Genomic DNA, 22,114 nt, shown 5'->3' with positions numbered 1-22,114 from the left:
CGTGACCCGTACTGCCACGAGCCGGGGTTCCGCCTGGATCGTGGTGCTCGTCTACACGGCCGCGATGTGCATGAACGGCCTCGACTCGACCATCGTCAACCCGGCGCTGCTCACCATCGCGGAGGACTTCGATCGCCCGGCGGTGGCCGCCAATACGGTCGAGATCGCCTTCCTGGTCGCGTTGGTGGCCGCGCTGCCGGTGGCCGGGCGGCTGAGCGACCGCTACGGCACCAAGCGGGTCTTCCTCGGCTCGCTCGCGGTGTTCACCGCCGCCTCGGCCGCGTGCGGGTTGTCGCAGAACCTGGTCTCGCTGGTCCTGGCCCGGGTGGTCCAGGGCCTGGCGGGCGGGCTGCTCACGCCGGTCGGGATGACCATCCTGTTCACGGCGTTCGCGCCGCACGAGCGGATGCGGCTGGCCAAGTGGCTGATCGTGCCGACCGCGCTGATGCCGGCCCTCGGCCCGCCCTTGGGTGGTTTCCTCACCGAACACCTCTCCTGGCACTGGCTGTTCCTGGTCAACGTGCCGATCGGCACGGCCGCGGTGCTGCTCGGCCTGTACGGGCTGCGCGAGCATCGGGCGGGTGTGGTCGGCCCGTTCGACCGCATCGGGTTCTGGCTCACCACGCCCACCCTCGGGCTGCTCACCTACGCGCTCGGCTTCGGCCCGTCGCAGGGGTGGACCACGCCCGCCATCGCCGTGTGCGGCCTGCTCGGCCTGATCCTGCTCGTGGTCGCGATCGTCCATCAACTGCGCTCCGAGGAACCGCTGCTGCGGCTTCGACTGATGAGCGATCGGGCGTTCGGCGCGGCCACCGCGCTCGCCCTGGTCACCTCGGCGGGGCTGATGGGCGTGCTGTTCGTCTTCCCGCTGCTCTATCAGGCGGCGCTGGGCGCCTCGGCGTTGGACGCCGGGCTCGGGGTGTTCCCGGAGGCGGTCGGGCTGATGTTCGCCTCACAGGTGGTGGACCGTCTGCTGCCCCGACTCGGCCCGCGCCAGCTGACCACTCCCGCGCTGGTCCTGGCCGCCCTGGTGTTCGGCACGCTCGCGCTGCCGGGGGTGGCCGATCACGCCTGGGCGGTGCGGGTGTTGATGTTCTGCGTCGGGCTGGTGCTGGGCACGGCGGTGCTGACCGTACAGATCGCCGGGTTCGGCGAGATCGAACCGCCGGACATGGGCCACGCGATGGCCCTGTTCACCATCGTGCGCACGCTCGGCGGCTCGCTGGGCATCGCGGCCGGCGCGGCGGTGATCGAGGCCGGCGGCGCGGACGGACACGACGCGAGCGCGCCGGGGCCGTATCGGGCCGCGATCTGGGTCACGGCCGGACTGGTCGCCCTGGGCGCACTGTTCGCCCTGCGGCTGCCGCGCGAGGCGCCGGCACCGCCGCCGTTCGACGACGAGCCGCACGGCGACGAGCCGAACGACGCGGAACCGAACGACGCGAAACCGAGCGACGCCGAGCCGAGCCCAACCGAGCCGAGCCAGGACCGGGTCGAGCGCGGGGATGACGTCATCGCCGGGGGCGAGGCCGCGGGCCGAGGCGAGGCGGCCACGCCCTCCGGCGCGTCAGCCGCCGGCTGACAGCAGTCCCACGAGTCCGACGGCGAGCCCGCCGCGCCAGCAGGCGTAGTCGTGGCCGCCGTCGAACTCGGTGTAGGTGAGCGGGTATCCGCGCTCGCGCAGCACATCGCGCAGGCGCCGGTTCTCGGCCACGAGCATCCATTCGAGCAGGCCCACCTCGAGGTGGAACCGGATCGGCAACCGCTCGGTCGCGGCGAACCGCCGGGTCAACCACTCGGGCCCGTCGTTGGTCTCGTCCGGGTCCGGCCACCAGAACGACCCGGACTGGGACAGCGCGTTGCCGAAGCGGTCCGGCCGATGGAACGCCCCGAAGGCGGCGGTCAGCCCGCCCGCGCTCTGCCCGGCCAGTACGGTGTGCGCCGGGTCCGTGGAGACGCCGTACCGTTCGCCCGCCCACGGCAGCAACACGTCGGCGAGCCAGTCCACGAACGGTTCGCTACAGGTGAGATCGGCCATCCGCCGCTCCCGGCCCATCGTGTCCACGAGCAGCGCGACGGTCGGCGGGATGCGGCCGTCGGCGTGCAGGTTGTCGAGGGTGTCGCCGATCGAGAGCACCGATCCCCACACCTCCCCGTCCAGCAGCACCACGACCCGGCAGGGCTGTCGTCCCATGGCGGGCGGGAGCAGCACGCTCACCCGGCGGCCGTCGACCGTGGTGTCCTCGCGCGGGCCGCGCGGGATCCCCGGCCGACGCCGCGCCCACGGCTGCGCGGGGGCGTCCGGCAGCGCGAGTACCGAGGACGGGTTGCGGCCGTCCCGGGCGGCCAGGGTGGGTGCGTGGTTGTACGGATCGGGCACCGCGGCGTCCAACACGCCCAGCCAGGCCGCCCGATCGGTACGCAGCGTGTCGGCCCGCGAGCCGGTGCCGACGAAGAACTGGTACGACGCGCGCAGCCCGGCCGGCAGCCGATGGGTGATCGCCCGTACGTCCGTCCCCGGCACCCGACGCAGCAGATGCGGCGTCAGATCGCCCGCGTGCCGGTCCCGATCGGTGAAGGTGTGCAGCAATGCCAGCACGTCGCCGGCGGGCCCGGCCGGGTCGTCCCGCCACACGAACGTGACCAACCGCTGCCCGGGATCGTCCGGATCGGGCTCGATCAGCGGGGCGCCGACCGCCTCGACCCGGGCCCAGAACTCGGCGCAGGCGTCGACGCGTCCGGCGTCGACCGCCCGGCTCAGCGCGTGCAGGATCGGGGTGTCCATGGTGCCGGTCGCCTTCCGCAGATCGAGAACAGTCGAATCGCCGACAGTCGGCCGAAGCCGGTCGGCCCGGGGCCGCGGTCGGGGTCCTCGGGCCCGGAATCACCGGGCCCGGCCCCCCGACCCGTGCTCAGGAGGTCGCCGACAGCGCCTTCGCGATGTCGCCGAGCACCACGTCGGCCGCCAGCGGCCCGCCGCGCGTGGACCACACCGAACCGTCCACCGTGACCACGTGGTTCTTCTGCACGGCGTTCAACTCCTTGTAGGCCGGCTTGCTCTGCACCTCCTTGAGCGCGCTCGCGCCATCCGCGGTGAGCGTGCCGAGGAAGAGCCAGTCGCCGTCGATCTCGGAGATCTTCTCCAGGCTCAGCGCGGGCGTGTGCGCGTTGCCGTCCTTGTCCTGCGCCTTCGGCCGGGTCAGGCCCATGTCCAGCGCCACGCCACTGGCGAACTGGCGCTTCTCCATCCAGCTCGGGCCGTTCGGGTTCCAGCGCACGATGCTGACCGCGGCGCCCTTGTTCGCGGTCAGGTCCTCGCCGGTCTTCTTGGCCTTGGCCTCGTAGTCGGTGATCACCTTGTTCGCCTGCTCCAGCTTGTTGACCGCGTTGCCGACGCCGCGGAAGGACAACTTCCAGTCGTCGGTGGGCGCCATGGTCACCAGCGTCGCCGGGGTGATCTTGCGCAACTGGCCGAGCATCTGCGTGTCCTGCATGTCGCCGGCCAGGATCAGGTCGGGCTTGGCCGCGATCACCTTGTCCATCACCGGCTGGAGCAGGTTGCCGATCACCTCTATGCCCTTGACCTTGTCGGCCAGGTAGGCGGGCGGCTTGTCCAGGCCCTGGCCGTTGGTGATGCCCACCGGCTTGACGCCGAGCGCGAGCACCGCGTCCAGGTCCTCCTGGGTGAGCACCACGACGCGCTTCGGATTGGCCGGTACCTGCACGGCGGTACCGGTGGCGTCCTTGACCGTCCGGGTGCCGCCGGCCGAGTCGCCGCCCCCGCCGCCGCCCTGGCTCGCGGCGGGCTTCGAGTCGGACTTGGAGTCGGAGTCGGATCCGCATCCGGTGAGCAGCAGACCGGCCGCTCCCGCCACGGCGAGCAACCGGACCGCGCGCCGCCGAGCGGTCACGAGCGGGCGAAGAGAAGTGGGCATGTGGGGCTCCGGGCGCGAGAAAGGGCGGGGGCGAACACGGCAACACCCCCAGGACGCCACTTAGGTTAGCCTTACCTTGCGTATTCGGCGCAAGGTGGTCCGGGCCGGCGAACACATCCGCCCGCGCGGATCGACGCGCCACCGGATGCGGAATCGCCCCATGCCCACGCTCCGATCCGGGCATGGGGCGCCCGATCGGGTGACCTCGGCCCGGTTCACCGGCCCGAACCGGGCGTGATCCGTACGGTCTTCCGCATGAAGCGCACCACGCGGACCACGCGGAGCACCGTGACGCGGTCGACGGGGGTGATGGCCGCGGCGGCCGTCCTCGTGCTCACCTCGCTCGCCGGCCCGGCCGGCGCCGACCCGGCCGGCGCCGGTTGCCCGACCGACCGGCTCGAGCGACTACACGCGCTGCACGGCCGCCTCGACGCGCTCGCGCTCGACGGCCGGGCGGGCTCCGGCCAGTACTGGTACGTCGACCACCGCCGCTGCACGCTGACCCTGGCCACCCTGCGCGGCGCCGCCGATCCGCTCACCACGGCCTTCCTGACGGCCGCCCGCCTGGTACCCGCGCTGGTCGAGATCACCGAGGTGGACACCCCCATGCGCCCGCGCGTGGCCCGGGCGCCGGCGGGCGAGGCGGCGCCGCGGGCGGCGGCCTTCCACGGCGGCAGCACCCTGTACAGCGGCCTCACCGGCACGGTCTTCGTGTGCACCGCCGGCTTCAACGGGTATCGCCCGAACACCACCACGACGGCGGGCCATTGCGCCCACGACGCGCCCACCTGGTACGACGGCACCGGCACCCGGATCGGCACCGTCGACGACTCCCGCTTCCCCGGCGCCGACTGGGCCTTCGTCCCCGGCGCGGACGGCGTCACGCTGGCCCCCGACATCCTCGACGGCGACGCCATCACCACGATCACCGCCTTCGGCCGCCCCCACCTCGACGACCGGGTCTGCGGCACCGGCGCGGCCGGCGGCACCCGCTGCGGCACCATCGACGCCGTCGACGTCACCGTCAACTATCCCGAGGGCCCGGTCACCGGCCTGGCCCGCAGCACCCAATCCGGCGCCGCCGGCGACTCCGGCGGCCCGGTCCACACCGGTTCCACGGGGGTGGCCCTGATCAGCGGCGGACCGACCGAGGGGGCGCCGACCTTCGTGCAACCGCTGAACTTCTGACGACGGGCGCCCCCGGCCCGCGACTCAGGCGTCGAGCAACCTCAATTGGGCCGTCAGCGTGTCGACTCCCCGGTAGGTGAGGCCGACCAGCGCCACGTGCTTCCAGCGCAGCACACCCTCGGCGTCCACGATGAACACCGCCCGGCGCAGCGCCTTGCCGCCCATGCCGATGCCGTAGGACTCGACGACCCGATGCTCCGTGTCGGCGAGCAGCGGCATCCGCAGGCCGTGTTTGCGGGCGAAGCGCTCGTGGCTGTCGAGTCCCTGCGGACTGATCCCCCAGACCACCGCGTCGAGATCGGTGAACTGCTCGAAACCCGAGGAGTACGAGCACAGTTGCTTCGTACACACCGCGGTGTCGTCGCCGGGATAGAAGGCCAGCACCACCGGACGGCCGCGTTGCGCGGACAGGGTGAGCGGTTCGCGGATCGCCTCGCCCTCGGTCAGGCGTACCGCGTCGAGGGTGAAGTCCGGTGCCGGAGCGCCGATGTCGGGGGTCTTGGACACGTGGTGGGCTTCCTCGCAGGGGTCGGACGTCCGGGCCGGAAAGCCGCCCGCGGGCGCGGAGCGCGGAGCGTTCCGGGTGGTGACGTTACCCCTCCCGGTCAGGGCCGGGCGATCGTCGTACGCCGCACGAGCACGGCGAGCGCGGGCAGCGGGAACAGCAGCAGGAACAGGTTGGGCAACCACCACTCGATCGCGAAGTCGCCGCGCAGGGTCCAGAACACCACCGCCTGGAGGCCGGCGACGGAGCTCAGCAGCAGCGAGATCGGCAGCAGCGGATGCACCCGCTCCGGGGCGATCCGCCGCCCCGCGCGCAGCGCGGCGAGCCCGGTCACCGCGGCGGCGACGTCGAGCGGCGCGAACGAGTGGTTCCAGTCGCTCATCACCGGATCGGCGTAGTCCTTGTACGCGTACTCGGCCGGGAGCAGCGCGAGGAGGGTGACGGTCCAGTAGAGCAGGAAGCCCACGTCGGCGACGGCCATCGAGACCCGGGTGAAGCACATCACGTCGACGGTCCGCGCCCGGGACACGGCACGGCTCGCGCCGCCGGGGAACAGCCCGCGCGCACACGCGCCCACGCCCGCGCTCACCCCGCGCCGCCTCGGGTACGGATCAACTCGACGAGCAGCGCCCGCAGTTCGGTGTGCGCGTCGTCGTGCGGCACGCCCAGATCCAACAGCCGCGCGGCCCACCAGCCGTCGACGGCCATCCGGACCAGATCGGCCACGGCCGGCTCCAGACCGTCGGCGGCGAGCCGGAGTTGCCAGCGGGCGTAGCGGTCCCGCAGCGCGGCCAGGACGTCCGGCCCGCCCGCCGCGGCGAGCAGCGCGAGCGGGACCTGGTCGGCGCCGCTGCGATCACCGGTCGGCGACTCGGCCGGGATGCTCGCCTGCAACCAGGCCAGCGCGAACGCCCCGGGCGGCGCCCCGGGTTCGGGCAGCGCGGCCTCGAACCGATCGGCCAGTCGCTCGACGACCCCGCGCACCAGGTCCTGCTTGCTCGGGAAGTGGTGCAGCAGCCCGCCCTTGCTGACCCCGGCCTCCCGGGCCACCGCGTCCAGCCGAACCGACTCCACGCCGTCCCGAACCAGTACCCGTTCCACCGCGTCCAACAATCGATCACGCATCGGCACACCCCCGTCCCCGGGTGAAAACTCACCCGAGCCGCCCGGACCGTCCGGACGGTCGGGATCCACGGTAGCAGTCGCCCGCCCCGGACACGGTCCCGATCCGCCTTCCGCCACACGGGAGTTGCCCCGGTGCGACCGGCCCGCCGCCGGCCGTCGGGAGTCGAGCGGTACGACCACCACGGCGGATACGACCGGCCCGATTCCCGAGAGCGTTCACTCGGTTGCCGTGCCCTCGTCGCCGCCCGCGACGTCGGGGCAACGCGTCGGCCGGGTGCCGCGTCGTGGCCGCCCGACGATGTGCGGACGCTCGCGCGGCGTTTGCGCGACTCGCGCATGGCCCGGGCCACCCGCCGCTCGCGTTCCGCGTCCGGCGGCCGGTCGCCGACGGTCACCTGTTCGAGCGCGACCTCGACGGGCGACGACTCGTCGCTGGCGCGCCGGACCACGCCCGGGCCCCCGGCACCCAACCGCTCGCGCAGGCGGTACCGGCCCGCGACCGAGCGCCCCGAACCCCGCATGTCCATGGCAGGCCACGCCCGAAGGACGGTGTGCGCCGGGATCCGGTCATCGTGCCGGAAAACGGGCGTCCCCGATTCCGTCCCGTCGACGTTGGGCCGTGCGTTCGACCGACCCGACTTGTTGTCCGGACCTGCGCGCGAGTCTCTGCCGTACCGCTCGTCGATCCGGCACCATGACCTAATGAGCCGTGTGGAGAAAGGCACGTCGACCGAACCGTTGCTGCCTGCCCCGGCCCCGCCCGCCCTGCCCCCGCTCGCCAAGCGACCGATCGTGCTGATCATGGTCGCGGTATTCGCGCTGCAGGCGGCGGTGTCCGCGCGCTACGGATTCCACCGCGACGAGCTCTACTTCGTCGTGGCCGGTCGACATCTCGCCTGGGGCTACGTGGACCAGCCTCCACTGACCCCGCTGCTCGCCCGGGCGTCCGGCGAACTGTTCGGGGACGATCCGCAGGACCTGCGGATATTCGCCGCCCTCGCGTGCGCCGGGACGGTGCTCCTGGTCGCCCTGATCGCCCGGGAGTTCGGCAGCGGACGGGCCGGCCAGCTGCTCGCGGCGGCCTGCGCGGCCACCTCCGGGATCGTGCTCGGCATCGGTCACCTGTGGTCCACCGCGACCCTGGACATCGTCGCCTGGCTGCTGATCGCGTGGTTCGTCCTGCGGCTGCTGCGCACCGGCGACGGGCGCTGGTGGCTCGCGGTGGGTGCCGCCGTCGGCTTCGCGATGCTGAACAAGTACCTGGTCGGCTACCTCGTGGTCGCCCTGCTCGTGGGCCTGTTCGCGGTCGGCCCCCGCGAGGTGCTGCGCAGCCGGTGGCTGGTCGGCGGCGCGGCGATCGCGATCGGGCTGAGCGCGCCGGGTCTGTGGTGGCAGGCCACCCACGGCTGGCCGCAGTTCACCGTGGCCGGCGGAATCAGCACGGACGACGGCACCGAGAACCGGATCATGTTCGTCCCGCTGCAAATCGCCTACCTGTCGCCACTGTTCGTGCCGATCTGGGTGGCCGGCGCGCGACGGCTGCTGCGGGGACCGCAGATCGGCTGGGCCCGCTCGATAGTGCCGGGCTACGCGATCCTGTGCGTGCTGGTGATCGCCTCCGGCGGCAAGTCGTACTACGCGCTGCCGCTGCTTCTGGTGCTGGTCGCGGCGGGGTGCGAGCCGACCGTGCGGTGGGCCGCGAGCCGGCCCGGGCGGCGGGTACCGGTGGGTTCGATGCTCCTGGTCGCCACCGTCACCAGTGCGGTCGTCGCGCTGCCGCTGTTGCCGGCCGGACGGGTGAACGCGGTGATCGGGATCAACCCCGAACAGGGCGAGCAGATCGGCTGGCCGGAACTGGCCGACGCGGCGGCGGTGGCCTGGGGGCGGATCCCGCCGGACCGGCGCGGCCGGGCGGTGTTGTTCGCGGGCAACTACGGCGAGGCCGGCGCGCTGGACCGCTACGGTCCGGCCCGGGGGTTGCCGAGGCCGTACTCGGGCCACATGTCCTTCGCCGACTGGGGCCCGCCGCCGGACCGCGCCGACGGGCCCGTCGTGGTCGTCCGCGAGGGCGAAGTCAGCGCGCGCTACCGCGACTTCGTCGACTGCCGGCTGGTCACCCGGGTGGACAACGGCAAGGGGGTCGACAACGAGGAACAACACGCGGTGGTCGAGCTGTGCGCCGGCACCACGAAGCCCTGGTCCCGCATCTGGCCCGACCTGCGGCACTTCTACTGAGCCCGCACGACACCGAGGCGCACCACGGCACGTCCCACCGCACCACGTCCCACCCGCACCCGCACCACATCGCACCCGACCGAGTCGTATCGAGTCCCGAGGAGTGTCATGGCGCAGGCGAGTCCGCCCGGGTACCGCACCGGTGGCGAGGGGCGACCGGGGTCGCTGACCGGCTCGGCGTATCGGGAGATCCGGCGCCGGGTGTTGTACCTGGAGCTGGCCCCGGGGGCGCGGTTCACCGAGAAGGCGGTGGCCGAGGAACTGGGCATGAGCAAGACACCCGTACACGAGGCGCTGGCGCTGCTGGCCGAGGACGGGTTCGTCGACGTGATCCCGCGCAGCGGCTACCGGGTCACCCGGGTCACGCTCCGCTCCGCGCGCGAGTTGTTCGACCTGCATCGGGTGCTCGCCCGGGACGCCTCGGCGGCGGTGGCCCGGCGGGCGGCGGAGGTCGGCACGGCGCCGGCGCGCGAGGGTGCGTGGGTGCGTACGCCGACCCCGGTGTCCGGGCCGGACGCCTGGCTGGACCGGTACACCCGGCTGCATCTGGTGATCGCCGATCTGGCGGGCAACCGGCATCTGCGGCGCGCGCTGGCCGGCACGCTGTACGCCCACCACCGGCTGCTGCGGTTGTGCGTCACCGCCGACGGGCCGCACCTGCGGGTGATCGCGGGCGACGACGGTCCGCTCCTCGACGCGCTGGCGGAGGGCGACGCGGAGGCGGCCGGGCGGGCCGCGCACACCCGGCTGACCGGCTGTCGGGAGCGGGTGCTCGACACGTTGCTGGCCAACGACGCGCTGCTCGACGTGAACATCACCGCGCCGTCGCCTCGGCGGTGATCACCCGGCCCGGCCGCACGTCGCAAACACCGTCGCGGAGCAGCGTGCCCAGGTCCAGGTCGAGTACCGCGTCGGGCGGTGGGCCCGCCGGCCCGCCGGCCGCGGGCCGGTCCAGGTACGCGGCCACCACCGGCACCAGCGCCGCGAACAGCGCCGCGCCCAGGGCCCGGATCCCGTCCTCGACCACGGCCGCCGCGCCGTCCGGGTCGCCCGCGGCCAGCGCGGCCGGCAGCGCGGAGCGGTCGGGCGCGGGCCAGCACGGGTCGCCGAGCGCGGTGGCCAGGTACAGGTGCCGCAGCTGGTGGCGCAGTACGTACCCCTCGACCTCGGCCGCCCGCGCGTTGCCGGCCCGTTCGGCCAGCGCGGCGGCGTCGGCCAGGCCCCGGACCGGCGTCGGCACCGCGTCCGTCCGCTCCCCGCTGGTCGCCTGCCACCACGCGAGCGCCGCCGCGTCCAGACCGGCCGCGCCCTCGGCCCGCGCGGCCACCAGGCGGGCCGGCAACGTTTCGACCGTCACGCGCAGTTCGAGCAGTTCCCGGACGTCGCGCAGGGTGACCGGCATGACCAGATAGCCCGAGTGCGGCGCGACCGCCACCAGGCTCTCGTGGGTGAGCAGGTTCAGCGCCTCGCGCACCGGCGTCTTGCCCAGGTCCAGGGCGGCGGCCAGGTCGCCCTCGCTGAAGACCGTCCCGGGCGGCATCTCCAGGCGCAGGATGCGCCGTCGGATCACCTCGCGGGCAACGGCGGTCCGGCTCTTCGGGCGCGCCGGCGAGCTCGATGTCATGCCCGGATTCTCTCCGCATCCCGGCCGCGGTCGGGTCCGCGCACACGAATCGGCGAAGACCGGCAAAGCCCGATCGCCGCCCGGATCGGCTCGTCCGGGCACTCACGCCACACGATCCCGAGGCGGCCGGCACCTGCCCGGAACCGTGCGCCTAATATCTCAGACAGCAGGATCGGCGACATGGACGCGGGGGCGCGTCGCCCCCGGACATGGCCCGTCGTGGCGCCCGGCAGGTGGGGCCTTCGCCCTCCCCGGGACCGGCTCCTGCGATGATCCTCGCGACGAGGAAGGTGGTTTCGGATGCTCGCCGGCGTGACCTGCGCGGCCCGTACGCCGCTCGGCGTCCGGCCGGGGGCACCTCCGCCCGCCGATCCCCCTCGTCCACGGCGCGACCGGGCCTACCATCGAAACCGTGTCGAAGGCTCCACCGACCGCATCCGCGAGCCGCAGCCGCACGCCACCCCCTCGGGACGAACGACCTTGGACATCGACATATGACCGCGTCGCAGCACACCCGATCCGCATCCCCCGTCACGCTTTTGCGCGAATGGCGCGAGCGCGCCGACGGGGCCGCCCTGCACGAGGCGCTGTTCCTCGGCCTCGGCGTCGACCTGCCCTTCCTGGAGCGGGTCGCCGTACCGCTCGCCCGGGACCTGTCCGCCCGGGTCGCCATCCTCGGCGACGCCGCCCAGGAGGCGCACGACCCGAGCCGGGTGCGCGGCGCGGGTCGGGACTACCTCTACGCACCCACCGTGTGTCCCGGCTCGCTGCGCGCCAAGCTGGTCGTACTGATCGGCGAGCACGCGTGCCGGATCGCGATCGGCGGCGGCACCCCCGCACTGCCCGGCTGGGCCGGCGACGACCGCCTGTGGACGGTGGTCGAGACCGAGGACGACGCCTCCAACGCCCTGCTCGCCGACGTCGCGGACTGGCTGGACAAGCTGCCGGACCTGGCCGCGGTGGCGATGGCGCCGTGGGCCGCGGAGCATCTGCGGGAGATCGCCGGGCTGCTGACCGAGCGGCACATCCTGGCGGACGAGACCCCGGGTCCCGAGGCCCGGCTCTTGGACAACCTCGACCGCCCGCTGCTCGACCGGCTCCCGAGCGGTCCGGTGGACGAGTTGCACCTGTACGCCCCCGCCCTGGACCCGGACGGTGAGACGTTGCGCGAGTCGATCGCCCGGCTGGCTCCCGCGCGGGTGGTGCTGGGCGTACACGAGAACTGGTCCGGCCACTCCGGCGCGGTGCTGCGCTCGGCCCTCGCGGGGCGACCCGCCGAGGTGCGGGTGCTGCCCGAACAGCGGCTGACACACGGCCGGTTCATGCAGTGGCGGATCGGCGGGCAGTGGTCCGCGCTGACCGGCAACGCGGACCTGAGCCGGGCCGGCCTCGGCACCACCGCGGCGGCCGGCGGCGGCCTCGACCTCGCGGTACACACGGTCGGCGACCCGGTCCTGCCGCTCGGCGAGGGCCGCACCGTCGCGCCCGCCGACCTGGACGCGCTGCGCGGCGTGGCGGCCATGCCCGAACTGGTCCTGCTCGGCGCCCGGGCGGACGGCGCGGGGCTGCACGTGGTGCTCGCCGGGCCCGCCCGCGAGCCGGTCACGATCGCCACGTCCGTCGACGGATCGGCGGGCTCCTGGCGGGAGTTGGGGGTCGTCCCGGCCGGTGCGACGAGCGCGACCTTCCCGCCGGCGGCCGGTCAGGGCCCGGCGGTGCGGGGCAGCCTCCCGCGCGCCGACGGCGGCGTGACGCACTCCGGCGTGGTCTTCGCGTACAGCCCGGCCACGGCCGCACGGCCGAGCGAGCGGCGGGTGACGCCACGTACGGAGCCGACACCGACGCCGGCCGCGCCGATTCCGGCTCCCGTTCCCGCCGCGCCCAAGGCTCCCGAGCCGCCCCGGGCGCCGGCGGCACCCGTGAGCCCGCCGCCGCGCCCGGTCGAGGTCGCCACGCCCGCTCCGACGCCCGCGCCGACCCCTCCGGCTCCGGTGGTGACCCCGCCGCCGCTCTACGTCGCGTCCGGGACCGAGTTCGAGTCGGCCGGCACCACCACCTTCGCCCCGGCGCCGGCCGAGGACAGCCCGTACGCCGAGGCCATCGAGGAATTCGCCGCGCACGGCTGGGTGGCCGGCATCGAGGACGGGATCTGGCGGATCACCGGCTCGTTCGGCAACCCGGTCCCGATCGCGGCGGTGGCCGCGACCCGGCTCGCGCAGTACGGCGAGCCGGTGCTGATCCAGGCCGGCAACGAGCGCCGCTGGGCGTTCATGGCCTGGCACGCGCCCGACCTGACCCTGCTGAACTGGCCCGCCCGGAACTGGCGCAGCTACCAGATACGCCCGCCGGCCGACCCCGAGTCGCGCTTCCGCGGCGGCGACCTGGCGAGCGTCCCGGGCCGCGTCGGCCCGCTCAACCGCCAGATCGGCGACCCGCCGCCGGCCCTGCTCCGGGTGCTGGACGAGGTGGGCATCGGCTTCGCCGAGCTGGTCAAGACCCTGCAGGAGATCGGCGGCTGATCCCGGCGCGACCCGGACCGCGGTCCGGGTCGCGCGGTCGGCGCACGGGTACGGGTACCGAGCGAGCGATCGTTAGAATGCGGCAACCAAGACGATGCGTCCCGGGACGGCCGGAGCAAGTCCGCGGAATCAGGAGGCGGACCCATGGCGGAGCCATTGGCGGCGGATCTGCGCGCCGACGGTCACACCGACTGGCGCGGATACCGACCGCTGCTGCTGCCGCCGATCCTGGCCGCGTCGCTCGCCGCGTTCGACGAGCACGGCTATCACGGCACGACGGTGCGCGACATCGCCCGTCGGGTGGGCGTGACGGTGCCGGCGCTGTACTACCACTACCGGAACAAGCAGGCCCTGCTCGTCGAGTTGCTGATCGGCTCGATGAACGCCGCCCTGGGCCGCTGCCGGGCCGCGCTCGAGGAGGCCGAGGAAGCGCCGGCCGCGCGATTCGCCGCGCTGGTCGAGTGCATCGTCCTGTACATGGCCAACCGCGCGCCGCTGGCGTTCCTGGACACCGAGATGCGCAGCCTGGAGCCGGCCAACCGGGCCCGCTACGTGGCGATGCGCGACGAACTCGAATCCCTGATGCACGCCGCCGTCCGCGACGGCGTGGCCCTGGGCGAGTTCACCACCCCGTACCCGATCGACGCCGGCCGCGCCGTCATCACCTGCTGCCAGGCGGTAGCCGACTGGTACCGCCCCACGGGCCCCCTGACCCCGCAACAAATCGCCGACCGCTACGTACAAATCTCCCTGTCCACGGTCGGCTACACAGGCAAACCCGGCCCGGCCACATCCGGCCCGGGCGAATCCAGCCCGGCCGGCGTCTGAGGCCACCTCACCCGACCAATACGAAACGCCGGCCGAACCTTTCCGGCCCACATCCAGCCCGGGCAAATCCAGCCCGGCCGGCGTCTGAGGCCACCTCACCCAACCAATGCGAAACGCCGGCCGAACCTTTCCGGCCCACATCCAGCCCGAACAAATCCAGCCCGGCTGGCGTCTGAGGCCACCTCACCCAACCAATGCGATACGCCGGCCGAACCTTTCCGGCCCACATCCAGCCCGGCCGGCGTTCGAGGCCAAAAGACCCAGGCCGAAGGCCAGGTCCCCCTGCGGCCCGGCGCCGAGCTCACCGCGGGGCCATCCGGATCGCCCCGTCCAGCCGGATGACCTCCCCGTTGAGCATCTGGTTCTCCACGATGTGCGCGACCAGCGCCGCATACTCCGCCGGCCGCCCCAACCGACTCGGGTGCGGCACCTGCGCCCCCAGCGACTCCCGCGCGGCCTCCGGCAGCGACCCGAGCAGCGGCGTCTCGAACAACCCGGGCGCGATCGTCATCACCCGCACCGCCAACCCCGACAGGTCCCGCGCGATCGGCAGCGTCATCGCCGCGATCCCGCCCTTGGACGCGCTGTAGGCGGCCTGCCCGATCTGCCCGTCGAACGCGGCGACCGACGCCGTGTTGACCACCACGCCGCGCTCGCCGTCCACCGGCTCGTGGGTGCTCATCCGCTCCGCGGCCAAGCGCAGCACGTTGAACGTGCCGATCAGGTTGACGTTGACCACGCGGGCGAACACGTCCAGCGGGAAGGCGCCCTTCTTGCCCACCGTGCGAGCCGCGTTCGCGATGCCCGCGCAGTTGACCGTGATCGCCAGCGTGCCGTCCGCGTCGGCCGCCTCCACCGCGGCCCGCACCTCGTCCTCGCGGGTGACGTCGCCGGGGACGAACAGGGCGCGCTCGCCCAGTCGTTCGGCCACCCCCTTGCCCTGCGACGAGGGCAGGTCGACGAGCACGACCGACGCTCCCTTCGCGACGAGCAGTTCGGCGGTGGCCAGGCCGAGCCCCGAGGCGCCGCCGGTGATCAGGGCGGTGGTGCCTTCGATGCGCATACGTGTGTCTCCGTAACTCGCTACTCACTGACAAGAACCCGGCCGACGAACCCGGCCGAAAAACCCGAGCGACCGAACGAACGACCCGACCTCAGAGCCGTTCGACGATCATCGCGTTGGCCATCCCGCCGCCCTCGCACATCGTCTGCAATCCGTACCGCCCGCCCGTGGCCTCCAGCACCCCGAGGAGCGTGCTCAGCAGCCGCCCGCCGGAGGCGCCGAGGGGGTGCCCGATGGCGATCGCGCCGCCGCGCCGGTTCACCTTCTCCAGGTCGGCGCCCACCTCCGCCGCCCACGCCAACGGCACCGGCGCGAACGCCTCGTTGACCTCGAACGCGTCGATGTCGTCGATCCCCAGGCCGGCCCGCTCCAACACCTTGCGGGTGGCCGGGACCACGCCCATGAGCATCAGCAGCGGGTCGTCGCCGGTGACCGCGAACGCGTGGAAGCGGGCGCGCGGGGTCAGGCCGAGCGCGTCGGCCCGCTCCTCGCTCATGATCAGCGCGGCGGACGCACCGTCGGTCAGCGGCGAGGAGTTGCCCGGGGTGATCCGCCAATCGATCTCCGGGAAGCGCGCGGCCATGCCCTCGTCCACGAACGCGGGCTTGAGCCCGGCCAGTCCCTCCTCCGAGGTGCTCGGACGCACCGTCTCGTCCACCCGGTGCACGCCGCCGGCCACGGTGATCGGCACGATCTCGCGGTCGAACGCGCCCTCGGCGGCGGCCCGCGCGGCGAGGCGGTGTGAGCGCGCGGAGAACCGGTCCAGCGTCTCCCGGTCCAGGTTCCACCGGGCCGAGATCAACTCGGCCGAGTAGCCCTGCGGGATCAGGCCCTCGGGGTAGCGCCCGGCGAGCAGGTCGCCGCCGAACGGGTTGCCGCCGTTCGAGGCCAGGCCCATCGGCACCCGGCTCATCGACTCGACACCGGCCGCGATCACGATGTCGTACGCGCCGGCGATCACGCCCTGGGCGGCGAAGTGCGCGGCCTGCTGGCTGGATCCGCACTGCCGGTCCACCGTGGTGGCGGGCACGCCCTCGGGGAATCCGGCGGCCAGGACCGCGTTGCGGGCGATGTTCAGCGACTGGTCGCCGCCCTGGGTGACGCAGCCCGCGATCACGTCCTCGACCAGGGCCGGGTCCAGGCCGTTGCGCTCGACCAGGGCCCGCAGCGTGTGCGCGAGCAGGTCGACGGGGTGGGTGCCGGACAGGGCGCCACCGGGCTTGCCCTTGCCGGAGGCGGTGCGTACGGCGTCGACGACGACGGCTGTGGTCATGGCGTTGCGTCTCCTTCACGACGGTGGAACCGGCGCACCGCGACGGTTTGACCCGGTCGTGGCATCCGGTGCGCGGTCCGCGCGATCGTGCCGCGATCCCGCTGTGGGCCGGCCGTTCCCGGATTCCCGCAGGGTCCCGCCGGCAAGGTTACTGAACGTTCGCTAAGACATTCGACCCGCCCGCGCAAACCCTGTCAAGCATCGACCCGGACGGCGGCATCCGCGGGCGCGTCCCGGCGATACCGTGCACGTCAACCGACAAAAGCGGCATCGACACCCGTCCCGGGGGTTAGGCTGACCTACGTGACCAGCGCACCAGTACGCGAACCACGTCAACACCGCAGTCGTGTCACCCGCGCCCGACTCCTGGACACCGCCGTCGACGTGCTGGCCGAGCTGGGTTGGCTCGGCGGCACCGTCACAGTGGTCGCCGAGCGCGCGGGCGTCTCACGAGGCGCCGTACAGCACCATTTCCCCACCCGCGAGGACCTGTTCACCGCCGCGATCGACCACATCGCCGGTGACCTGGTCGCCCGTACCCGCCTGGACGGCGCCCGGATCCCGCCCGGCCCCGCGCACACCGAGGCGGTGGTCGAGGCACTGGCGGCGATGTTCCGGGGCACCCTGTACCGGGCCGCGCTCAACCTGTGGACGGCCGCGGTCAACGATCCCGTGCTGCGCGCACGGGTGATCCCGCTGGATCTGCGACTGACCGCGGCGATATACGACATGGCCGTCGAACTGCTCGACGCCGACGTCTCGCTGCCCGGGGTGTCCGCCGCCGTGGAGGCCACCCTCGACGTGGCCCGCGGGCTCGGCATCAGCGCCCTGGTCATCGATTACGACGAGCGGCGGCGGGCGGTCGTACGGCAGTGGGCGGCGAGTCTGGACCACGTTCTCGCCGGGAACGGCGCGCCCTGATCCGGAACGTACGTCCTCATTTCACGCTTCGATGACCAATCCTTGGTACGAACCCGGTCGAAACGTGAACGTGACCGGTCCGCAAGACCGTAACTTCACCGCGTGGACTGGAATCGACGGGCCTGCGCACGGCGCGGCCATGAGACGTACGCTCCCGACGAACCCGCGCTGCGTGCCCGGCTGCACGCGACCACGCCGGTCGGCGAGGCGTGGCGTTGCCTGCGCTGCGGCGACTACGTCCTCGGCGAGGTCAAGGGCCGCGGCCCCGCCGGCGACGCGCCGGTGGTGATGCGCGGTCGGGCGCTGCGCGACGTGTTGATCCTGCGCTTCCTGTCCATCGAACGTGCCGCGCGCGGCGTACTGATCCTGCTCGCCGCCTACGCGGTCTGGCGGTTCAGCAACTCGCAGGATTCGGTGCGCCGGTTGTTCGAGGACGACCTGACCGCGTTCCGGCCGGTGGCCGAGCACTTCCACTACGACCTGGACCACTCGCCGATCGTCGACTCGATCCGCAAGACGTTCGACTACAAACGCTCGACCCTGATCTGGGTGGCGATCGGGATGGTCGTCTACGCGGTAGTCGAGATCGTCGAGGCGGTCGGGTTGTGGTACCTCAAGCGCTGGGCGGAATACCTCACGGTGGTCGCCACGGCGGCGTTCCTGCCGCTGGAGGGCTACGAGATGCGCGAGCACGTGAGCTGGTTCAAGGTCGGCACGCTGGTGCTGAACATCCTCGCGGTGGTCTACATCATCGTCGCCAAGCGGCTGTTCGGGGTGCGCGGCGGGGCCGAGGCGTTCGAGCGCGAGCGGCACAGCGAATCGCTCCTGGAGATCGACGAGGCGATCCACCCCGGGCCGCCCCGGCAGCCGTGGGAGGAGCAGGTACACACGACCAAGCCGCCGTCCGCACGCACCACGTGAACGCCGGCCGAGGCACCCGCTTGTCGCCACGCGGCGCGCCAAATCGATCCACCCGGCCCCGGCCACACCGAAAACCCGGCACGCCACCCGAACCCCGACCCACACCCGAAGCCCGGACCGCACCAAGGCCCGGCACCTCGCCCGGGGATCGGCTCCTCGCCCGGCACCCGGGCCCCGGCACCCCGCCCGGAAGCCCGGCCGCACCCTGGCCCAACACCCCGCCCGGGGGCCAACACCCCGCCCGGAAGCCGGACCACGCCCTGGTCCGGCACCTCGCCTGGAGATCGGCTCCTCGCCCGGAGGCCGGCACGCACCCAAACCCGGCACCCCGCCCGGAGCCCGGACTGCACCCTGGCCCGACACCCCGCCCGGAAGCCGGACCACGCCCTGACCCGACACCCCGCCCGGGGATCGGCTCCTCGCCCGGGGGGCTGGCTCCCCCGGGTCCGGCACCCCGCCCGGGGGCCGGGTCGCGGGCGGGTCGGTGGGCTGCGAGGGTTTTCGGCGTGGGTCCGGTGGTTGGGGTCGGGGTCTTGCGATCCGTGTTCGGCTTACGGCACCAGGACCACCCGCCCGCGGAGGCCGCCCTCCGCCACCGCCGCGAAGGCCCGGGCGGCGTCGGCGAAGGGGAAGGTCCGGGCCACGCGCGGGGTCAGTTCGCCCTTCCCGGCCGCCGTCGCGAGTTCGGCCAACTGTGTCGCATCGGCGCGGACCCACACCTGATGCACCCGGATCCCGCGCAGTCCGGGCGGCGCCGCGCCCGCGTTGACGGCCACGAACGCCCCGCCGGCGCGAACCGCGTCCAACGCGTCCGGGCCGAGCATCGCCGCATCGAGCGCGGCGTCCACCCCGCCGGGTACCAGCGCCCGGATCCGGTCCGCCAGGTCGGCGCCGCGCGGGACGAACCGGCTCGCGCCGAGGTCGCGCACCGACGCCTCGTCGGCGGCCCCCGCGACCGCAACCACGCGGATCCCGCGCGCCGCCGCCAGTTCCACCGCGAACGCGCCGACCCCGCCCGCCGCCCCGGTGACCAGCAGGGTGTCCCCCGCCGCCGAGCCGAGCAGGTCGAGCCCCTGCCGCGCCGTCGAGCCGTTCAGCGGGATGGTCGCCGCCGCCACCGGATCCAGGTCGACCGGTCGCGGCGCCACCGCGTCGGCGTCCAGCACCACGAACTCGGCCAGCGCGCCGGTCCGTACGTCCAACCGGTCGCGCAACCCGAGCACCGCGTCGCCGACCGCGAACCCCGCCACGCCCGCCCCGACCGCGTCCACCTCGCCCGCGACGTCCCACCCGAGCCCGAACACCTCACGTTCCCGCACCAGTCCGAACCGCACCGGCGCGCCCTCCACCACCATCAGGTCCACCGGATTCACCGTCGCCGCCGCGACCCGGATCCGCACCCGACCGGGCCCCGGCTCGCACACCGGCCCGTCCACGACCTCGACCACCGAAGCACCTGCCCGAGCGACCACCGCACGCATGACCCACCACTCCCGCACTCTCCGCGGCCACGGGCCGGACTCCCGGCCCCTCGACCGCCAACCTAGGAAAAGCTACTCTCTGGGAGTAAGTACCCACCCGGAAGTGCGTATCCCACCCGAAGGAGAGCCATGGCCACGCGCACCGCCGCCGAACGCCGTGCCGAGGCCCGCACGGAGTTCGACGCGTACATGGCGAGTTGCCCGGCCCGCCGACTCCTGGACGGGATCAGCGACAAGTGGGTGAGCCTGCTCGTCAACGCACTCGCCGACGGCCCGCGGCGCTACAGCGACCTGTCCCGACGGGTGGCCGGGGTCAGTCAGAAGATGCTCACCCAGACCCTGCGCAACCTGGAGCGCGACGGACTGGTCGAACGCACCGTCACCCCGTCCGTCCCGGTCCGCGTCGACTACGCGCTGACCCCGCTCGGCGCGAGCCTGCTGCCGCTCATGCGGGCGGTCAAGACCTGGGCGGAGGAGCACATCCCCGAGGTGGACCGCGCCCGCGAACGCTACGACGCCGCACGAATGGGCCCGGACCGTCGGTGATTCGGGTAGCACCGACCCGGGACACCGAGGGTCCGCCAGAAGATCGCCCGCTGTTCATTTCCCGGTCCGCCGGGGGGTGATTCCCGCTCCCTATCGTGATCTTGACCGGCGGAACGGACGCCGGCCGAGCCTCCGAGGAGCCCAGTTTCGTGTCGCCTGGCCGGGAGACTTACGAGCGCGAGCGGCGGATCGACCTGCTGATGGCGGAGAGCATGCCGTTGCGCAGATATGTGAGCGGGATCCTGGGGGCGGATCTGCACACGGTCGAAGACGTCGTCCAGGAAACGCTGTTACGGGCCTGGGAGGCCGCGGACCGCCTGGACTGGGACGGTCGCCCGATCCGCATGTGGCTGTTCCGGGTCGCCCGGAATCTGGCCGTGGACGCCCGACGGCGCAATCGTTCGTTGCCGGTGGGCATCGACCCGAGCGAGTTCACCGGGCTGCCCACGGTGCCCGACCCGGCGGCGTCGGTGGTCGATCGTTGCGTACTGGTGGGGGCGTTGCGCCGACTGGCGCCGCCGCACCGGGAGGCGGTCGCGCACGTGCACCTGCTCGACCGCAGCGGCGCCGACGTCGCACGCGCCCTGGGGATACCGCACGGGACGGTCAAGTCCCGTACCTACCACGGGATCGCGGCGATCCGGCGCGAGCCGGCCGCGATCGAGGAGAGCGGATGACCGGCTCCGAGGACCTTGCCATGCGGGTCGCCGGACACGATGTGATGACCCTGCTCGGCTGGACGGGGATCCTGGTCCTCGTGTTCGCGCTGGCCCACTGGGCCGCCATGCGGCGCGGCGGCTGGCGCTTCGTCCGGCGTCGGCTGCGCCGCGAGATCGCGCTCACCGCGGCCGCGTTCGCCGAGCCGATCGCCGCACTCGTGCGGTTCCGCCGGCGCCGCCGACTCCTGGTCCGCACGCTGCGCGCGCCCGGCACCTGGACGGACGCGGAGCACGCGGCGATGCTGGCGGCCGAGGTGAGCGCGAACGCGCGCCCGTACGCCGTCCTGGTCGAGCGCGACGTGGTGGGGGTGCTGGTCGGCTGCGGCCCGGACCTGCCCGTGCCCGCCGAGCCGTGGGCGGTGGACGAACTCGACCCGCGCCTGTGGTGGATCGCCCGCGCCGACCTGGAGCCCGGATCCGGGCCCACGCCGCTGCTGGTCGCGATCGGCACCCGGCACGAGGCGGTGGTCTTCCTGGACCTGCTGACCGGACCGCGCGTGCTGGCGGTCTCCGGCGAGCGGCGCGGCGCGCGGGCGACCGTGCAGTCGCTGGCCGCCCAACTCGACGCCAGGTTGCCGGCCGGCGCGGTCACCGTCGCCGCCGGGGTGCATCCGCGCTACGCGGGCCCGACCGCCGCCGAGGCGTTCGCGCACGCCGCGACCGTCGCCGCGACCCGCCGCTACCCGCAGGTGGTGGCCTGCGCCGACACCCCCGAGTTGCCCGCCGCCTCGCCCGTGTCGGTGCTGACCACGGGCCGACCCCGAGGCCATGCCCGGTTGTTGGCGGTCGCGCCGAACGGCGCGCTGCTCGTGCACGGCACGCCGCTGCGGGTGGACGCACGCCCCCTGCCGCGCGCGGTGGCGGCGACGGTGTGGCGCCTGCCGCCCTGGTCCACGGAGGACGCGGTACACCCGACCCCGGCCGGGATCGACCCGGACCTGGACCCCGACCCGACTCCGGCCGCGCCGCCCCCCACGGCCCGGGCGCGGGTCCCGGCACAGGTCCCGCCCCCCGCGCACGACGACCTCACCGAGCCCGCCGACACCGACAAGCCGAGCGGCGTCTCCATCGACGCGTGACCCGCGTCCCCACACGCCGGACGGGCGGCCCGAAGGCGTGTCCTCGATCCCCCGCCGGGCACCGGCACGCGGGCTTCGGGACACGCCCGGCGGGCACCGGTCCGGCGTGCGCCGACATCCCGGCCCGTCCCGGCCGACGCCCCGGCCCACGC

At 73.7% G+C, this 22,114-nt stretch carries 20 protein-coding genes; 11 read left to right on the top strand and 9 right to left on the bottom strand.

Annotation, left to right across the window (positions count from 1 at the left end; translation table 11 throughout):
* Window position 1 precedes the first annotated feature (1 nt).
* The gene (locus tag EMA17_RS06070) at window positions 2-1,582 is read left to right on the top strand and encodes an MDR family MFS transporter (protein WP_246126475.1); all 1,581 of its coding nucleotides are present in this window, start codon (window positions 2-4) and stop codon (window positions 1,580-1,582) included.
* Here the strand turns inward: EMA17_RS06070 and fes are convergent.
* Window positions 1,568-2,785: an enterochelin esterase gene (gene fes, locus EMA17_RS06065; protein WP_126635862.1), complete on the bottom strand. Its 1,218-nt coding sequence runs from the start codon at window positions 2,783-2,785 to the stop codon at window positions 1,568-1,570. The two genes, EMA17_RS06070 and fes, sit on opposite strands and share 15 nt — an antisense overlap.
* 127 nt (window positions 2,786-2,912) lie before the next feature.
* A complete protein-coding gene (locus EMA17_RS06060) occupies window positions 2,913-3,935 on the bottom strand; it encodes an ABC transporter substrate-binding protein (RefSeq protein WP_126635861.1) in 1,023 nt (340 codons plus the stop codon).
* Between the two features lie 255 nt (window positions 3,936-4,190).
* Between EMA17_RS06060 and EMA17_RS06055 the strand changes: the two genes are divergently transcribed.
* Window positions 4,191-5,123 carry a S1 family peptidase gene (locus tag EMA17_RS06055; RefSeq protein WP_126635860.1) on the top strand — a complete coding sequence of 311 codons (933 nt, stop codon included), beginning with the start codon at window positions 4,191-4,193 and terminating at the stop codon, window positions 5,121-5,123.
* Window positions 5,124-5,147: 24 nt separating this feature from the next.
* Here EMA17_RS06055 and EMA17_RS06050 read toward each other — a convergent pair whose 3' ends face one another.
* From EMA17_RS06050 to EMA17_RS06040, 3 genes are all read right to left on the bottom strand, one after another.
* On the bottom strand, window positions 5,148-5,630 hold the full coding sequence (locus tag EMA17_RS06050) for a peroxiredoxin (protein ID WP_126635859.1): 483 nt from the start codon (window positions 5,628-5,630) through the stop codon (window positions 5,148-5,150).
* A 98-nt stretch (window positions 5,631-5,728) separates the two neighbouring features.
* Window positions 5,729-6,217, bottom strand: a complete 489-nt coding sequence (locus EMA17_RS06045) for a DUF5360 family protein (protein WP_246126474.1) — start codon at window positions 6,215-6,217, stop codon at window positions 5,729-5,731.
* Entirely contained in the window at window positions 6,214-6,753 is a 540-nt protein-coding gene (locus EMA17_RS06040) for a TetR/AcrR family transcriptional regulator (protein ID WP_126635858.1), read from the bottom strand. The genes EMA17_RS06045 and EMA17_RS06040 overlap by 4 nt, the downstream gene beginning before the upstream one ends.
* A gap of 702 nt (window positions 6,754-7,455) precedes the next feature.
* On the opposite strand from EMA17_RS06040, the gene EMA17_RS06035 reads away from it, so the two are divergent.
* Window positions 7,456-8,988: an ArnT family glycosyltransferase gene (locus tag EMA17_RS06035; RefSeq protein ID WP_170222112.1), complete on the top strand. Its 1,533-nt coding sequence runs from the start codon at window positions 7,456-7,458 to the stop codon at window positions 8,986-8,988.
* A 108-nt stretch (window positions 8,989-9,096) separates the two neighbouring features.
* A complete protein-coding gene (locus EMA17_RS06030; protein ID WP_126635857.1) occupies window positions 9,097-9,828 on the top strand; it encodes a GntR family transcriptional regulator in 732 nt (243 codons plus the stop codon).
* Here the strand turns inward: EMA17_RS06030 and EMA17_RS06025 are convergent.
* Entirely contained in the window at window positions 9,803-10,612 is an 810-nt protein-coding gene (locus EMA17_RS06025; protein ID WP_126635856.1) for a GntR family transcriptional regulator, read from the bottom strand. The genes EMA17_RS06030 and EMA17_RS06025 overlap by 26 nt on opposite strands.
* 494 nt (window positions 10,613-11,106) lie before the next feature.
* Between EMA17_RS06025 and EMA17_RS06020 the strand changes: the two genes are divergently transcribed.
* Entirely contained in the window at window positions 11,107-13,131 is a 2,025-nt protein-coding gene (locus EMA17_RS06020; RefSeq protein WP_126635855.1) for a hypothetical protein, read from the top strand.
* A 144-nt stretch (window positions 13,132-13,275) separates the two neighbouring features.
* Window positions 13,276-13,959, top strand: coding sequence for a TetR/AcrR family transcriptional regulator (locus EMA17_RS06015; protein WP_126635854.1), 684 nt, complete (start codon window positions 13,276-13,278; stop codon window positions 13,957-13,959).
* Between the two features lie 301 nt (window positions 13,960-14,260).
* On the opposite strand, the gene EMA17_RS06010 is transcribed toward EMA17_RS06015, so the two are convergent.
* On the bottom strand, window positions 14,261-15,022 hold the full coding sequence (locus EMA17_RS06010) for a 3-hydroxyacyl-CoA dehydrogenase (protein WP_126635853.1): 762 nt from the start codon (window positions 15,020-15,022) through the stop codon (window positions 14,261-14,263).
* A 91-nt stretch (window positions 15,023-15,113) separates the two neighbouring features.
* Entirely contained in the window at window positions 15,114-16,295 is a 1,182-nt protein-coding gene (locus EMA17_RS06005; protein WP_126635852.1) for a thiolase family protein, read from the bottom strand.
* Between the two features lie 303 nt (window positions 16,296-16,598).
* Here EMA17_RS06005 and EMA17_RS06000 point away from each other — a divergent pair, with 303 nt between their 5' ends.
* Together EMA17_RS06000 and EMA17_RS05995 are read left to right on the top strand one after the other, a co-directional pair.
* Window positions 16,599-17,216: a TetR/AcrR family transcriptional regulator gene (locus EMA17_RS06000; protein WP_126635851.1), complete on the top strand. Its 618-nt coding sequence runs from the start codon at window positions 16,599-16,601 to the stop codon at window positions 17,214-17,216.
* Between the two features lie 102 nt (window positions 17,217-17,318).
* Window positions 17,319-18,137, top strand: coding sequence for a DUF2127 domain-containing protein (locus tag EMA17_RS05995; protein WP_126635850.1), 819 nt, complete (start codon window positions 17,319-17,321; stop codon window positions 18,135-18,137).
* Between the two features lie 551 nt (window positions 18,138-18,688).
* Here the strand turns inward: EMA17_RS05995 and EMA17_RS05990 are convergent.
* On the bottom strand, window positions 18,689-19,618 hold the full coding sequence (locus EMA17_RS05990) for an NADP-dependent oxidoreductase (RefSeq protein ID WP_126635849.1): 930 nt from the start codon (window positions 19,616-19,618) through the stop codon (window positions 18,689-18,691).
* 129 nt (window positions 19,619-19,747) lie between these two features.
* Here EMA17_RS05990 and EMA17_RS05985 point away from each other — a divergent pair, with 129 nt between their 5' ends.
* From EMA17_RS05985 to EMA17_RS05975, 3 genes are all read left to right on the top strand, one after another.
* Entirely contained in the window at window positions 19,748-20,164 is a 417-nt protein-coding gene (locus EMA17_RS05985) for a winged helix-turn-helix transcriptional regulator (RefSeq protein WP_126635848.1), read from the top strand.
* 149 nt (window positions 20,165-20,313) lie between these two features.
* The gene (locus EMA17_RS05980; protein WP_126635847.1) at window positions 20,314-20,841 is read left to right on the top strand and encodes a sigma-70 family RNA polymerase sigma factor; all 528 of its coding nucleotides are present in this window, start codon (window positions 20,314-20,316) and stop codon (window positions 20,839-20,841) included.
* A complete protein-coding gene (locus EMA17_RS05975; RefSeq protein WP_126635846.1) occupies window positions 20,838-21,962 on the top strand; it encodes a hypothetical protein in 1,125 nt (374 codons plus the stop codon). Before EMA17_RS05980 ends, EMA17_RS05975 begins: the two co-directional genes overlap by 4 nt.
* Window positions 21,963-22,114: the final 152 nt, after the last annotated feature.

The organism is Embleya hyalina (assembly GCF_003967355.1).
Classification (GTDB): Bacteria; Actinomycetota; Actinomycetes; order Streptomycetales; family Streptomycetaceae; genus Embleya; species Embleya hyalina.
The sequence above is the reverse complement of the archived record's forward strand: the minus strand, read 5'-3'. Positions and strand labels throughout refer to the sequence as shown.

Excerpts from the sequence above, each read along its gene's own strand:
- fes (WP_126635862.1), bottom strand. The coding sequence starts at position 2,785 with ATGGACACCCCGATCCTGCACGCGCTGAGCCGGGCGGTCGACGCCGGA.
- EMA17_RS06060 (WP_126635861.1), bottom strand. The coding sequence starts at position 3,935 with ATGCCCACTTCTCTTCGCCCGCTCGTGACCGCTCGGCGGCGCGCGGTC.
- EMA17_RS06055 (WP_126635860.1), top strand. The coding sequence starts at position 4,191 with ATGAAGCGCACCACGCGGACCACGCGGAGCACCGTGACGCGGTCGACG.
- EMA17_RS06040 (WP_126635858.1), bottom strand. The coding sequence starts at position 6,753 with ATGCGTGATCGATTGTTGGACGCGGTGGAACGGGTACTGGTTCGGGAC.
- EMA17_RS06035 (WP_170222112.1), top strand. The coding sequence starts at position 7,456 with ATGAGCCGTGTGGAGAAAGGCACGTCGACCGAACCGTTGCTGCCTGCC.
- EMA17_RS06030 (WP_126635857.1), top strand. The coding sequence starts at position 9,097 with ATGGCGCAGGCGAGTCCGCCCGGGTACCGCACCGGTGGCGAGGGGCGA.
- EMA17_RS06025 (WP_126635856.1), bottom strand. The coding sequence starts at position 10,612 with ATGACATCGAGCTCGCCGGCGCGCCCGAAGAGCCGGACCGCCGTTGCC.
- EMA17_RS06020 (WP_126635855.1), top strand. The coding sequence starts at position 11,107 with ATGACCGCGTCGCAGCACACCCGATCCGCATCCCCCGTCACGCTTTTG.
- EMA17_RS06015 (WP_126635854.1), top strand. The coding sequence starts at position 13,276 with ATGGCGGAGCCATTGGCGGCGGATCTGCGCGCCGACGGTCACACCGAC.
- EMA17_RS06010 (WP_126635853.1), bottom strand. The coding sequence starts at position 15,022 with ATGCGCATCGAAGGCACCACCGCCCTGATCACCGGCGGCGCCTCGGGG.
- EMA17_RS06005 (WP_126635852.1), bottom strand. The coding sequence starts at position 16,295 with ATGACCACAGCCGTCGTCGTCGACGCCGTACGCACCGCCTCCGGCAAG.
- EMA17_RS05990 (WP_126635849.1), bottom strand. The coding sequence starts at position 19,618 with ATGCGTGCGGTGGTCGCTCGGGCAGGTGCTTCGGTGGTCGAGGTCGTG.
- EMA17_RS05985 (WP_126635848.1), top strand. The coding sequence starts at position 19,748 with ATGGCCACGCGCACCGCCGCCGAACGCCGTGCCGAGGCCCGCACGGAG.
- EMA17_RS05975 (WP_126635846.1), top strand. The coding sequence starts at position 20,838 with ATGACCGGCTCCGAGGACCTTGCCATGCGGGTCGCCGGACACGATGTG.